At 75.1% G+C, this 14,067-nt stretch carries 11 protein-coding genes; 6 read left to right on the forward strand and 5 right to left on the reverse strand.

What is annotated here, in order from left to right; genetic code table 11:
• Positions 1 to 20 precede the first annotated feature (20 nt).
• Both BMW99_RS10570 and BMW99_RS10575 read left to right on the forward strand, forming a co-directional pair.
• Complete coding sequence (locus tag BMW99_RS10570; RefSeq protein WP_075016682.1) at positions 21 to 1,538, forward strand: phytoene desaturase family protein; 1,518 nt, start codon at positions 21 to 23, stop codon at positions 1,536 to 1,538.
• 1,025 nt (positions 1,539 to 2,563) lie between these two features.
• Positions 2,564 to 4,804, forward strand: coding sequence for a terpene synthase family protein (locus BMW99_RS10575; protein ID WP_069465584.1), 2,241 nt, complete (start codon positions 2,564 to 2,566; stop codon positions 4,802 to 4,804).
• 45 nt (positions 4,805 to 4,849) lie between these two features.
• On the opposite strand, the gene BMW99_RS10580 is transcribed toward BMW99_RS10575, so the two are convergent.
• The 5 genes from BMW99_RS10580 to BMW99_RS10600 form a co-directional block, all read right to left on the reverse strand.
• Entirely contained in the window at positions 4,850 to 5,824 is a 975-nt protein-coding gene (locus tag BMW99_RS10580; RefSeq protein WP_069465585.1) for a hypothetical protein, read from the reverse strand.
• A 27-nt stretch (positions 5,825 to 5,851) separates the two neighbouring features.
• A complete protein-coding gene (gene metF / locus BMW99_RS10585; RefSeq protein ID WP_069465586.1) occupies positions 5,852 to 6,772 on the reverse strand; it encodes a methylenetetrahydrofolate reductase [NAD(P)H] in 921 nt (306 codons plus the stop codon).
• Between the two features lie 131 nt (positions 6,773 to 6,903).
• The gene (gene thiE / locus BMW99_RS10590; RefSeq protein WP_069465587.1) at positions 6,904 to 7,554 is read right to left on the reverse strand and encodes a thiamine phosphate synthase; all 651 of its coding nucleotides are present in this window, start codon (positions 7,552 to 7,554) and stop codon (positions 6,904 to 6,906) included.
• Positions 7,555 to 7,576: 22 nt separating this feature from the next.
• Entirely contained in the window at positions 7,577 to 7,951 is a 375-nt protein-coding gene (locus BMW99_RS10595; RefSeq protein WP_069465588.1) for an Rv2175c family DNA-binding protein, read from the reverse strand.
• 188 nt (positions 7,952 to 8,139) lie between these two features.
• Positions 8,140 to 9,351, reverse strand: a complete 1,212-nt coding sequence (locus BMW99_RS10600) for an NAD(P)/FAD-dependent oxidoreductase (RefSeq protein ID WP_256090396.1) — start codon at positions 9,349 to 9,351, stop codon at positions 8,140 to 8,142.
• A gap of 360 nt (positions 9,352 to 9,711) precedes the next feature.
• Between BMW99_RS10600 and thiO the strand changes: the two genes are divergently transcribed.
• From thiO to pknB, 4 genes are all read left to right on the forward strand, one after another.
• Positions 9,712 to 10,899: a glycine oxidase ThiO gene (thiO, locus tag BMW99_RS10605; RefSeq protein WP_075016683.1), complete on the forward strand. Its 1,188-nt coding sequence runs from the start codon at positions 9,712 to 9,714 to the stop codon at positions 10,897 to 10,899.
• Positions 10,896 to 11,102 (forward strand): sulfur carrier protein ThiS, encoded by a 207-nt coding sequence (gene thiS, locus BMW99_RS10610; RefSeq protein WP_069465268.1) that lies wholly within the window; start codon positions 10,896 to 10,898, stop codon positions 11,100 to 11,102. Before thiO ends, thiS begins: the two co-directional genes overlap by 4 nt.
• Positions 11,103 to 11,104: 2 nt before the next feature.
• Positions 11,105 to 11,896, forward strand: coding sequence for a thiazole synthase (locus BMW99_RS10615; RefSeq protein WP_069465269.1), 792 nt, complete (start codon positions 11,105 to 11,107; stop codon positions 11,894 to 11,896).
• Positions 11,897 to 12,010: 114 nt separating this feature from the next.
• Positions 12,011 to 14,056, forward strand: a complete 2,046-nt coding sequence (gene pknB / locus BMW99_RS10620; protein WP_069465270.1) for a Stk1 family PASTA domain-containing Ser/Thr kinase — start codon at positions 12,011 to 12,013, stop codon at positions 14,054 to 14,056.
• Positions 14,057 to 14,067 lie beyond the last annotated feature (11 nt).

The raw sequence follows: 14,067 nt of genomic DNA on the forward strand, positions 1-14,067 counted from the left end.
GCGCCGCTACAGTCCTGGTCATGGCACGAATTGCGGTGATCGGCGCGGGCATGGCCTCGATGGCGACGGCTGCCCGGCTCGCCGTCGGCGGCCACCAGGTGGTCGTGCACGAGCGGTCGGACACCTACGGCGGCGGCGTCGGGCTGCTGGCCCGGGACGGCTTCCGCTTCGACACCGGGCCCGGCGTGCTGCTGCTCCCCGCGGTCCAGCGGGACCTGTTCGTGAAGACGGGCAAGAAGGCGCTCGAGGACCTCGTCGGCCTGGAGCAGGTCGACCCGGCGGCCCGCCATCTGCTGCCGGGCGGCGTGGACGTCACGCTGCCCAACGCCTCCCGCTCGGGCGTCGTCGAGGCGCTGGACGCGGCCTTCGGCAAGGGCAGCGGCGACCGCTGGAGCCAGGTGATGGTGCGGGCCCGCGAGGTGTGGGAGGCCACCCGCAGGCCGCTGCTCGAGGACGTGCTGCACGATCCCGCGACGTTGGCGCGCGACCCCTACCCGGCGGCCGCCCGGCGCGGGCTGTTCCGGCGCGGCGGCCCGCCCGGCCTGGCGGGCGTGGCCGCGGGCGAACTGGGCGGCGGGGGCCTCGGGACGCTGCTGGAGAGCTGGGCGCTGGCCTACGGCCTCGACCCGCGGCGCGCCCCGGCCTCGGCGACGGTCCTGCCGTACGTGGAGCAGACGTTCGGCGTCTGGTACGTGCGCGGCGGCATGCGGGCGCTGGCGGACGCGCTGTACGAGCGCTGCCTGGAGCGCCGCGTGGAGTTCCGCTTCGGCACCGCCGTGACCGGGCTGCTGCTGGACGGCGGCAAGGCCGCCGGTCTCGAACTGTCCGGCGGCGACAGCACACCCGCCGACGTGGTGGTGGCCGGGGCGCCGCTGCCCGCCCTGTACCGCGACGGCGTGCTGCCGCCGGATGCCGGCGGCTCCGGCCCCGGGGGCGAACCGGGACGCTGCACGGTGCACCTCGCGCTGCGCGGGGCCCGCCCGGCCGGGACCGCGCACCGCACCGTCGTGCACGCCGCGGACCGTGGTGCCGAGGCGGCGTGGGTCTTCGGACCGGAACGCCGGCCGCTCCCCGGGACCGGCGCGCTCACCGTGACGGTGCTGCGCCCCGACGACCCCGCGGTGCGGCCCGACGGCCACGAGGCGGTGACGCTCACCGCGACCGTGCCCTGCCACGACCCGAACGGCACCGGCCGGGGTCTGGACTGGAGTGCGGGCGGCGCGGCCGAGGCGTTCGCGGCGCGGATGACCGAGGCCGCGGAGGCGGCCGTACCGGGCCTGCGGGGGCGGGAGTTGTGGCGCGAGGTGCGCACCCCCGCGGACACCGCCCGCCAGACCGCGGCCCCCGGCGGTTCGGTGCCGGCCCCGGCCCTGGCCGGGGCCTCCGGCACGCTGCTCCGCCCGCCCAACCGCCCCTCCCTGCCCGGCCTCTACCTCGTCGGCGGCTGGGCCCACCCCGGCGGCGGCCTCCCGCACGCGGGCATGTCCGGCGCGATCGTCGCCGACCTGATCGCCGGCGGGCCTGGCGGCAGCCGCTAACGGGGTGCCCCCGGGGCTTGTCGGCCGTCCACCGGCCGGTGGTGGGGGTTCCTCGCGTTGGGGGGCACCTCCCGGCCGAAGCCTGGGGGACCCGCGTCCCCTGCGGCTCCCGGGCTGCCCCCGGGCCGCCGTACCCGTCTGCTGCGCCGTCGTGGCTTGTCGCGTTGGGGGCACCTCCCGGCCGAAGGCTGGGGGACCCCGCGCCCCTGCGGCTTCCGGGGTGCCTCGCGCTGCGCGCTGCCGTCTGCCGGTCTCGTCTCGGCTTGTCGCGCAGTTCCCCGCGCCCCTGGCGGTGCAGGTTCGTGGGTGGGGTCAGGGGCCACTCCGGGAGTGTCTCCTCGAACTGTGCGTGCACCGTACTTCCGTGCCCTTACCCGGGCGGATGCACAGTTCTGCGGGGACACACCCGGATCGTCCCCTTCCGGCCGGCCCCCGTCTGCGGGAGGACGTTGGCCGTGTCCCATGTCCCCCGCCGCACGGTGGGTGAGCGGGAGGGGGTGGGGAGGAAGTGCTCCCCGCAGAGAAATGTGCGCGGCCCCCGGGCAACAACACGTACGAACCCGTATGCACATTTCCGAGGAGACGCTTCCGGAGCGCCCCCGACCCCACGGACAAAGGGCACGCACACCAGGGGCGCGAGGTCCCCCAGCCTTCGGCCGGGAGGTGCCCCCAACGCGAGCAACCCACCACCGGCCGGTGGACGGCAACGCACCGCAAGGGGCTGGGCGGAAGCCGCAGGGGCGCGGGGTCCCCCAGCCTTCGGCCGGGAGGTGCCCCCAACGCGACAAGCCACGACGGCGCGGCAGGCGGCCGAACAAGCCCCGGGGGCACCCCGTAGGCCGAACCCGTCCACCGGCCGGTGGACGGCCGAGCAAGCCCCAGGAGCACCCCGGAGATCCTTAACCCCCCGCCGGGGACGTTCAACCCATCGAGCGGAAAAGCCCGTTGACCTCGACTGGGGCCCAGCGCCAGCGCCTAGCGTGATCCGCGGCCCGTGATCTCGCCGACCGGAAGGCCCGACCGCCATGCCGCAGCCGTTCGAACTCCCGCGCTTCTACGTGCCGTACCCGGCGCGACTCAACCCGCATCTGGAAAGGGCGAGGACGCACACCAAGGCCTGGGCCCGGACGATGGACATGCTGGAGGGCTCGGGGATCTGGGAGGAGTCGGACCTCGACGCGCACGACTACGCGCTGCTGTGCGCGTACACGCATCCCGACGCCTCGGGGCCCGAACTCGACCTGGTCACCGACTGGTACGTGTGGGTCTTCTTCTTCGACGACCACTTCCTCGACACGTTCAAGCGCACCCAGGACATGGCGGGCGCGAAGGCGTACCTGGACCGGCTGCCGGCGTTCATGCCGGTCGACCCGGCACAGGAGGTGCCGGAGCCCGCCAACCAGGTGGAGGCGGGGCTCGCCGACCTGTGGGCCAGGACCGTGCCGTCGATGTCCGACGGCTGGCGCCGGCGCTTCCACGAGAGCACCCGGCACCTGCTGGAGGAGTCGCTGTGGGAGCTGTCCAACATCAGTGCGGGGCGGGTCTCCAACCCGATCGAGTACATCGAGATGCGCCGCAAGGTGGGCGGCGCGCCCTGGTCGGCGAACCTCGTGGAGCACGCCGCGGGGGCCGAGGTGCCCGACGCCGTCGCGGCCAGCCGCCCGATGCGGGTGCTGCGCGACACCTTCTCGGACGGCGTGCACCTGCGCAACGACCTGTTCTCGTACCAGCGGGAGACGGAGGAGGAGGGTGAACTCGCCAACGCCGTCCTGGTGCTGGAGCGCTTCCTGGGCCTGAGCCCGCAGGGGGCCGCGGATCGGGTCAACGACCTGCTGACATCGCGGCTCCAGCAGTTCGAGCACACCGCCCTCACCGAAGTCGAGCCCCTGGCTGCCGAGTTCGGGCTCGACCCGCACGAGCGGCTGGCCGTCGCCGCGTACGTCAAGGGCCTCCAGGACTGGCAGTCCGGCGGCCACGAGTGGCACATGCGCTCCAGCCGGTACATGAACGGCGCCCACGGCACGGCCGGCGCGGGTCTGCCGGCCGGCCCCTCCGGGATGGGCGGTTCGGCGGCGCAGATCCTGCGGTCGCTGGCCGCGACGATGCCGCAGCGTGCCCGCGCCTTCAGCCACCCCACGCACCGGCCCGCCGCGGACGTGCCGCTGCCCGGCATCCCCATGCCGTTCGACCTGGCCCTGAGTCCGCATCTGGAGGCCGCGCGCGCGGCCAACGCCGCGTGGGCGGAGCGCGTCGGCATCGTCGGGCCCGAGCCGGACACCCCGCCGCCCGGCGGCCTGTGGACCGCCCGCGCGCTGGAGGGCTACGACTTCGCGCTGTGCTCCGCGGGCATGAAGCCCTCGGCCGGCCAGGAGGCGCTGGAACGGTCCGCGGGCTGGCTGACCTGGGGCACGTACGCGGACGACTTCTACCCGGCCGCCTTCGGCCGCACCGGCGACCTGGCCGGTGCACGGCTCGCCAACGAGCGCCTGGCGCTGTTCATGCCGCTGGACGCCGGCGAGGTGCCCGCGCCGCTGACCGCGCTGGAACGCGGGCTCGCCGACCTGTGGCGGCGCACCGCGGGCCCGATGGAGCCCGGGGCCAGGGCGGCCTTCCGGGCGAGTGTCGAGGACATGCTCGAGAGCTGGCTGTGGGAGCTGACCAACCACCGCCAGCACCGGGTGCCCGATCCGGTCGACTACATCGAGATGCGCCGCAGGACCTTCGGCTCCGAGCTGACGCTGGGCCTGGCGCGTGCGGCCCGCGCCGCGCTGGCCGGCGAGATCGCCGGCGCGCGGCCGGTGCGGGCCATGCAGACCGCGGCCATGGACTTCGCCTGCCTCGTCAACGACGCGTTCTCGTACCGCAAGGAGATCGAGTTCGAGGGCGAGCTCCACAACGCGGTGCTGGTCGTGCAGAACTTCCTGGACTGCACCCCGCGGGAGGCGATGGCGGTGGTCGGTGACCTCGTGGCCGCCAGGATGCAGGAGTTCCAGCACATCACCGACGCCCAACTGCCGTCGCTGTTCGAGGAGTTCGCGCTGGACGAGGCCGACCGGGCGGACGTGCTCGGGTACGCCCAGGACCTGCGTGACTGGATGGCCGGCATCGTCCACTGGCACCAGCGGACCGACCGGTACACCGAGGAGGCGCTGCTGCGGGACTTCCCGCGCGGGGCGGGCGCGTCCGGCCGGTCCCGCTGGACCGCGGCGCCGGCCGGTCTGGGCACGGCGGCGGCCCGGCTGCCGTCCCTGCTCGCCGGACGCTGACCGCACACCGGCCGGCCGGGCCCCCGCCCGCCGGCCCCGCGGGCCTCAGGACCGGTACGGGTCGTACGGGTCGTAGTGCTGGGCGGGCTGCTGCACCTGCTGCTCGTACGGCGACTGGTGCGGCTGCGGCGGGATGTACGGCTGCGAGTGGGGCTGGGCCGGGGCCTGCGGCGGCGGCTGCTGCCCGTAGCCGTACGACGCGTAGGGATCGCCCTGGTCGCCCTGGTCCTGCCGGCCGTTCGGGGAGTGCGCCTGGGGCGTCCAGTCGCCGGTGGCCTGCTGGCCGTACCCGCCGTCCTGGTAGCCGCCGCCGTAGCCCTGGTCGTAGGACGTGGCGGCGGTCGTCTGCTGCGGGTACCCGTATCCGGCTCCCTGGCCCTGGTCGGCGGCGTAGCCGTAACCCTGGTCGCCGGTCCAGCCGCCGGACTGCTCGTACCCGCCGCCGTAGCCGCCGGAGTCGTAGGAGGCGGCGGCCGCCGCGGGCTGCGGCTCGCCGGTGCCCCACTCGTAGCCCCGGGTGCCGTAGCCGTCGTAGCCGCCGCTGGTGTAGGGGTCGGGGGTGTACGAGGACTGGCCGTCGTACAGCGGGTACTCGCCGCTGTCCTCGTGCATCGGGACCGGGCGGTGGAGCGCCGCGGGGTCCGACTCGTCGGCCAGCACGTCCTGCCCGGCCGGGGCGCCCTGCCCGAAGTCCGGCTCGACCGCGGTGACCTCCAGGACCGGTTCGCGCGCCTCGCCGGCCCTGCGGCGGCGGCTGGCACCGGGGCGCCCGCCCAGCGCCCAGCCGGTCGAGAAGCCGCGCTTGTACGACAGGGTGACGAACGTCTGGCCGGTGCCGAAGGCGGCGGCGCCCAGCACGATCAGGAGGACCTGGCGCTCGTACACCCCGGCGACGACGCCGAGGAAGCCGGTGAAGGCCAGCACGCGCCAGCGCAACCGGGCCTTGTACTGCAGCAGCACCTCACCGAGCAGCCACAGTGCGACGATGCCGAACGCGACGTAGAGCAACGAGTAGCCCATGTGCTGCTCACCTCCTCGCCTAGGGTGTCACGCCGCCCGCTGGTGAAGTCCGAGGTTCTCGTAGATCTCCAGCGAAGCGGTGGAGTGGTTAAGAGTAATGAAGTGCAGCCCGGGAATGTCCTCGGCCATCAGACGCCGGCACATCTCGGTGGTGAACTCGATGCCGATCTCGCGCACCGCGGCCGGGTCGTCCTGCACCGCGAGGATGCGGGACGCCAGTTCGGGCGGGAAGGGCGCGTTGCCCAGCTGCGAGAAGCGCTCGATCTGCCGGACGTTGGTCACCGGCATCACCTCGGGAATGATCGGGATGGTGCAGCCGGCGGCGTCCACCCGGTCGCGCAGCCGCAGGTAGGCGTCGGCGTCGAAGAACATCTGGGTGATCGCGAAGTCGGCGCCCGCGTGCACCTTCTCCAGGAAGTACCGGGTGTCCTCGGCCGGGTCGGTGGACCGCGGGTGCATCTCGGTGAACGCGGCGACGCCCACGCAGAAGTCGCCGGACTCCTTGATCAGCCGGACCAGTTCCGCGGCGTACGTCAGGCCCTGCGGGTGCGGAACCCAGGCGCCCAGCGGGTCGCCGGGCGGGTCGCCGCGCACGGCCAGCATGTTGCGGATGCCGGCGTCGGCGTACTGCCCGATGATGTTGCGCAGCTCGGCGACGGAGTGGTTGACGGCCGTCAGGTGCGCGCACGGGGTCAGCGTGGTGTCCGAGACGATGCGGTCGGTGGCGCGCACGGTGCCCTCGCGGGACGAGCCGCCGGCACCGTAGGTGACCGACACGAACGTCGGCTGGACCGCCTCGATCCTGCGGATCGCGTTCCACAGCGTCCGCTCGCCCTTGTCGGTCTTGGGCGCCGCGAACTCGAACGAGTACGAGCGCCCGCCGCCGGCGAGCAGCTCACGAATCGTGACCGCCCGGTCGGTGCGCGTGGATGAGGTGCCCAGAGCCATGCCTGAAGGCTAACCTCGGTCGGCGACCGTGCGTCACCGCGTGGGCCCATATGCCCGCCTCGGTACGATTCCTGTCCACCTGCTGGACACCGCGGCCACCCGCGGCCACCCGCGGCCACCCGCGGGGCGGGTCAGTCCCGGGACCTGACCGCCGCCGCGAGGGCCGCGGCCGCGGTCGCCGGGTCGGCGGCCTCGGTGATCGCGCGGACCACCACGATCCGGCGGGCGCCGGCGTCCAGCACCTGCTCGACGGTGCCGAGGTCGATGCCGCCGATCGCGAACCAGGGCCGGCCGGTGCCGAGCGCCGCGGCGTAGCGGACCAGGTCGAGGCCGGGCGCCGGGCGGCCGGGCTTGGTGGGGGTGGGCCACACCGGGCCGGTGCAGAAGTAGTCGGCGCCGGGCTCGACGGCCGCCGCGTCGACCTCGGGCTGCGCGTGGCAGGAGCGCCCGATGAGCACCTGGCTGCCGAGCAGGGCCCGCGCGGCCGGCACCGGCAGGTCGCCCTGCCCCAGGTGCAGGACGTCCGCGCCGGCCGCGTGGGCCACGTCGGCCCGGTCGTTGACCGCCAGGAGCCGGCCGTGCCGGCGGCAGGCCGCCGCCAGCACGGCCAGCGCGGCGAGCTCCTCGCGGGCCTCGATGCCCTTCTGCCGCAGCTGGATGACGTCCACCCCGGCGCCGAGCACCGCGTCCGCGAACCCGGCGAGGTCGCCGCGCTCGGTGCGGGCGTCGGTGCACAGGTACAGCCGGGCGTCGGCAAGCTGCTCGCGGGCCGTGGCGCTCATCGGGCTCCCCCAGAAGGTCGGGCTACACGGCGAGCGCCTGCGCGCGGCGCTTCACCTCGGTCCCGCGATTCTCGCGCAGCGCCTGGACCGGGGTGCCGGGCAGGGTCGAGTCGGCGGTGAAGAGCCACTCCAGCGCCTCGTCGTCCGAGAATCCGTCGTCCTTCAGGACGGTGAGGGTGCCCGAGAGGCCCTTGATGATCTTTCCGTCCCCGAGGAAATCGGCGGGGACCATCAGAACCTTGTTCTCACCACGGCGTACCGCGATGAGCTGCCCTTCCTTGATCAGCGGGCGGATCCGGGTCACTTCGAGTCCGAGACGCTCGGCGACCTCCGGCAGGGTGAGCCAGGAGGGGACCAGGGCGTCGATGTGTGCGTCAACCGACGAGAAAACAGTCACAGGGCAAGGGTGCCACCTGGGGCCGACAACCGCTGCGGCACACCGCCGAACGGCCCGCCGTCCGGGGGGCGGGCATCCGGCGTCCCCAGGTCAGCGGACCGCGCCCGCCACGACCCGCACGGCCGTCAGCGGCGCGGCGGCGGCAGCGGCGTCCCCAGCGGCGCGGCGGTGTCAGGGGACCACCGGCGTCAGCGGACCGCGGCCTTCAGCGGCACGGCCGGGTCGGCGGCCGCCGGCGGGTCCAGCACCGCGGACGCGGCGATCAGCTTGCGGGCCTGCGCCATGTCGCGCGGCCGGCCCACGGCCAGGACCGCCCGCAGCGCGCCGTCCCGCAGCCACACCACCGACCACGCGGGGCCCGACGGGTCGCCCCTGAGCACCATGGTGTCGCCCTCCTCGTGCTGCCCTGCGTACTGCACGAAGCGGCCGAACTGCTCGGACCAGAAGTACGGCACCGGGTCGTAGGCGACGTCGCCGCCGAGCAGGTTGGCCGCCGCCGTGCGCGGGCCCTGCACCGCGTTGTCCCAGTGGTGGATGAGCATCCGGCGGCCGTAGCGCGCGGACGGGAAAGAGGCGCAGTCGCCGACCGCGTAGACGTCGGGCGCGGTGGTGCGCAGCCGGTCGTCGGCGCGCACCGCGCCCTGCGCGTCGAGCGCGACCTCGGAGCCGCCGAGCCAGCCGGTGGCCGGCCGGGCGCCGATGCCGACGACGACCGCGCCGGCCGGCAGCCGCGACCCGTCGGCCAGCACCACGGCGCCGGGTTCGACGGCGGCGACCGGTGTCCCGGCGCGCAGCTCCACGCCGGCCTCGTCGTACCAGCCGGTCATGTGCCGGGTGACGTCCTCCGGCAGCACCTCCGCCAGCGGCCGCCGCGCGGCCTCCACGACGGTCACCTCGCAGCCCGCCTGCCGGGCCGCGGTGGCGAACTCCGCGCCGATCCAGCCGGCGCCGACGACCACGATCCGCTCCTGGGCCTCCAGCACCGGGCGCAGCGCGGCCGCGTCGTCGAGGGTGCGCAGCGGGTACACGCCGGGCAGTCCCTCGGTGCCGGGCAGTGCCATCGCGTAGGCGCCGCTGGCGATCACGAGCCGGTCGTAGCCGACCGGGCCGGCGTCGGTGACGATCTCGTGGTCGGCGGCCCGCAGCGCCTCCGCGTGCACGCCCAGGCGCAGTTCGACGCCGAGGGCGGCGAAGTCGACGTCGAACCGCACGTCGAGGAGGGTGTCGGCGCCCGCGCCGCCGAACAGGACCGCCTTCGACAGGGGCGGGCGGTCGTAGGGGGCGTGCGGTTCGGCGCCGAGGATCGTCACGGGCGAGCGCCAGCCCTGCTGGCGGAGTTCCAGGGCGGTCTGGACGCCGGCCATCCCTGCGCCGACGATCACCGCGTGCAGCTCGTTCACACCGGTCACGTTAGCTCTCCGCCCCGGACCCGTTCCTCCCCCGCGCCGCCGCGCGCCTCGTCCGGCCCGGCCCGTCGCGCCGGGCGGGCGCACGCGGCCAAGGCCCCGGCGGGGGCGTGGGGATAGAGTGAGGGCCGCACACGCGGGAGCCCGGGCGGACCGGGCTGAGAGGGCGGCTGGCCGGCTGCCGACCGTACGAACCTGATCCGGGTCATGCCGGCGAAGGGAGAGCACAGGCGTATGCCCCTACCCCCGTCCGTTTCCACGACCGGTGCCCCGCCCCGTTCCGCGCCGGCGTCCGGTCCTGCGCGGCGTCCGGCGGACGCCTCGGCCGCCCCACCGTTCCCGGCTCCCTCCCCGGTGCCGTCCCCGACGCCTTCGCCGGACGCGGGCCCGCCCGACGTCCTCGTCGTCGGCGGCGGCCTGATCGGCCTGGTCACGGCGTGGCGCGCGGCCCAACGGGGCCTGCGGACGGCCGTGGTGGACCCCGCGCCGGGCGGCGGTGCGGCGCGCGTCGCCGCCGGCATGCTCGCCGCGGTCACCGAGCTGCAGTACGGCGAGCAGACGCTGCTGGACCTCACCATGGCCTCGGCGGCCCGCTATCCGGCCTTCGTCGAGGAACTCACCGAGCTGACCGGCCTGGACACCGGCTACCGCCGCTGCGGCACGCTGGCCGTCGCGCTCGACGCCGACGACCGCGCGCATCTGCGCGACCTGCACGGGTTCCAGGAGTCGCTGGGACTGGAGTCGCAGTGGCTGGGCGGCCGGGACTGCCGCCGGCTGGAGCCGATGCTGGCTCCCGGGGTGCGCGGCGGGCTGCGCGTCGACGGGGACCACCAGGTCGACCCGCGGCGGCTGGCCGCGGCCCTGCTGCGGGCGGCCGAGCGGGCCGGGGTGGCGTTCGTGCGGGCGGCGGCCGCCCGGATCGAAGTGGCCGGCGACCGGGTGACGGGCGTGCTGCTGGCGGACGGGACGCGGGTCGCGGCCGGCCGGACCGTGCTGGCCGCGGGCAGCGAGAGCGGCCGCATCGCGGGCCTGCCGCCCGAACTGCTGCCGCCGGTACGCCCGGTCAAGGGCCAGATCCTGCGGCTGCGGATCCCGCCGGGCCACGCGCCGTTCCTGTCCCGCACCGTGCGCGCGGTGGTCCGCGGCAGCCATGTCTACCTCGTGCCGCGGGAGAACGGCGAGCTGGTGCTCGGCGCGACCAGCGAGGAACTGGGCTGGGACACCACGGTCACCGCCGGCGGCGTCTACGAACTGCTGCGGGACGCACACGAGTTGGTGCCCGGCATCACCGAACTGCCGCTCACCGAGACGCTGGCGGGGCTGCGGCCCGGCTCTCCGGACAACGCGCCCCTGCTGGGCGCGACCGGCCTGGACGGCCTGCTGCTGGCCACCGGCCACCACCGCAACGGGGTGCTGCTCACCCCGGTCACCGGCGACGTGCTGGCCGAGGTGCTGACCTCGGCCGACGGCGCGCTGCCGTCCTACGCCCGGGCGTTCGGCGCCGGGCGGTTCGCACGCGTCCGGGAGGGGCAGCCGGCATGACGATCACCGTGCACGTCAACGGGGAACTCCGGTCGCTGGAGGCGCCGGTGGCGCTGGCCGGGCTGGTGTCCGCGCTGACCGCCGCCCCCTCCGGGGTGGCCGCCGCCGTCAACGAGACGGTCGTGCCGCGCACCCGCTGGGCGGCCACGGCGCTGGCCGACGGCGACCGGGTGGAGATCCTCACCGCGGTGCAGGGAGGCTGACGATGGACGATCCGCTGCGGATCGCCGGGACGGAGTTCACGTCCCGGCTGATCATGGGCACCGGTGGCGCCCCGAGCCTGGAGGTGCTGGAGCAGGCGCTGCTGGCGTCGGGCACGGAGCTGACGACGGTGGCGATGCGCCGTCTGGACCCGTCGACGAAGGGCTCGGTGCTGTCGGTGCTGGCCGAACACGGCATCCGGGTGCTGCCGAACACCGCCGGCTGCTACACGGCGGGCGAGGCGGTGCTGACCGCGCGGCTGGCCCGGGAGGCGCTGGGCACCGACTGGGTGAAGCTGGAGGTCATCGCGGACGAGCGGACGCTGTTGCCGGACCCGGTGGAGCTCCTGGACGCCGCCGAGACGCTGGTGGACGACGGCTTCACCGTGCTGCCGTACACCAGTGACGACCCGGTGCTGGCCCGCAAGCTGGAGGACGCGGGGTGCGCGGCGATCATGCCGCTGGGCTCCCCCATCGGCTCGGGCCTGGGCATCCGCAACCCGCACAACTTCCAGCTCATCACCGAGCGGGCGGGCGTGCCGGTGATCCTCGACGCGGGCGCCGGTACGGCCTCGGACGCGGCGCTGGCGATGGAGCTGGGCTGCGCCGCGGTGATGCTCGCCTCCGCGGTGACGCGGGCGCGGCACCCGGTGCTGATGGCCCGGGCGATGCGGGACGCCGTGACGGCCGGGCGGCTGGCCCACCGGGCCGGCCGCATCCCGCGCCGCCACCACGCGCTGGCGTCCTCCCCGGCCGACGGCACCGCGGCCCTGGACCCCGAGCGCCCGGCGTTCTGACCTGCGGGCGAGCGGCGGCCGAGGTCACGGAAATGTTCCGGAACGCCACGGGTGCGGTACAGAGCGGGCGCGTACCGCCGGATGGGGCAACTCGGACTCGTAGAATCGGGCGTCGTGGACATCAGCGTGCAGGACCCGCTTGTCGGGCAGGTGCTCGACGGGCGGTACCGGGTCGAGGGCCGCGTCGCCGTCGGCGGGATGGCCACGGTCTACCGGGCCGTGGACACCCGGCTCGACCGCGTGCTGGCGCTGAAGGTGATGCACCCCGCGCTGGCCGCGGACACCGGTTTCGTGGAGCGGTTCATCCGCGAGGCCAAGGCGGTCGCACGACTGGCGCACCCGAACGTGGTGGGCGTCTTCGACCAGGGGCAGGACGGCGCGTACGTCTACCTGGCGATGGAGTACGTGGCCGGCTGCACCCTGCGCGACGTGCTCAAGGAGCGCGGCGCGCTCCAGCCGCGGGCGGCCCTGGACATCCTGGAACCGGTGCTCGCCGCGCTCGGCGCCGCGCACCGCGCGGGCCTGGTCCACCGCGACATGAAGCCGGAGAACGTCCTGATAGGGGACGACGGCCGGGTGAAGGTCGCCGACTTCGGCCTGGTGCGGGCCGTCGACACGCAGACCAGCGCGTCGACGGGCGCGCTGCTGGGCACCGTCTCGTACCTCGCGCCGGAGCAGATCGGGCACGGCACGGTGGACCAGCGCAGTGACGTGTACGCGTGCGGCCTGGTGCTCTACGAGATGCTGACCGGCCGCAAGCCCTACCCCGGCGACACCCCGATGAAGGTGATCTACCAGCACCTCAACGAGGACGTGCCGGCCCCCTCGGCGCTCGTGCCGTCGGTGGCGCCGGGTCTGGACGCGCTGGTGGCACGGGCCTCCGCCCGGCCCCCGCAGGAGCGGCCGGCGGACGCGGTGGAGATGCTCGCCGAGGTGCGTGCGGTGCGCGCCGGGCTGACCCCCGACCAGCTGGACGGGCGGCCCGGGGACCCGCGCGCCGCCGCGGCGTTCGCGGCGGGCGCCGCGGGCGGGGACGACGAGGGCACCGTGCAGATGCGGCTGCGGGCGGCCGCGGCCGACCCGGTGCCGGCCGGCTCGGAGGAGCTGACCAGCGTGGTGCCGCTGCCCGTGACGGGCGGCACGGGTGTCGCGGGCGGCACGGATGTCACTGGGGTCGCCGGGGAGCACGGCGCCGCTCAGGACCCGCTCGACCGCACGAGCCGGCTGGTGATGCCGGCGCCCGTCCGCGACGAGCCGGAGCACGCCGCGCCCCCGGTGCGGCGCGGCCGCCGCGGCCCGCTGGCCCTGCTCGTGGCGCTGCTGGTCGTCCTCGGTGTCGCCGGGGGCGTCTGGTACATCAGCGACGGCCAGTTCACCAAGGTGCCGGGCGTGCTCGCGCTGCCGCAGGCACAGGCCCAGCAGAAGCTCTCCTCGGCCGGCCTCGGCACCAAGGTGAAGCAGGCGTTCTCGCTGACCGTGCCGCGCGGCAACGTGATCTCGACCGATCCCGCGCCGGGCCGGCGGGTCCGCTCCAACGCCACGGTGACGCTGACGGTGTCCAAGGGCCCGCAGGTGGTGCGCGTCCCCGACGTGACGGGGAAGTCCCTGGACGACGCGCGGCGGGCGCTCACCTCGGCGGGCCTGACGCCGGGCACGGTCACGCGCGTGTTCAGCTCCGACGTGCCCAACGGCCAGGTGGTGTCCACCGATCCGGCGGGTGCCGCGGACCGCGCGCCGGACAGTCCGGTGGCGCTCACGGTCTCGCGCGGCGAGCCGGTGGAGGTCCCGGACGTCGTCGGCGACTCGGTGGCCGACGCGCAGCAGCAACTGGAGGACGCGGGCCTGAAGGTGGTCCTGGCGCCCGGCAAGGTGTTCTCGGACAAGGCCGACCCGGACAGCGTGGCGCTGGAGTCCCCCGGCGCGGGCGACCAGGCCGGCACCGGCGACACGGTGACGCTCACCGTCTCGAAGGGCCAGCAGATGGTGGACGTGCCGGACGTGAAGGGCAAGCACGCGGACGAGGCGAAGCAGATCCTCCAGGACGCCGGGTTCGACGTACGGGTGATCACCGTGTTCTTCGGCGACACCGTGTTCAGCGAGTCACCGGACGGCGGCGGCCAGGCCCCCAAGGGCGCCACCATCACCCTCTGGGTGCGCTGAGTGGGTCCGGG

Origin of the sequence: Actinacidiphila rubida (assembly GCF_900110255.1) — a bacterium.
Taxonomy (GTDB): Bacteria; Actinomycetota; Actinomycetes; order Streptomycetales; family Streptomycetaceae; genus Actinacidiphila; species Actinacidiphila rubida.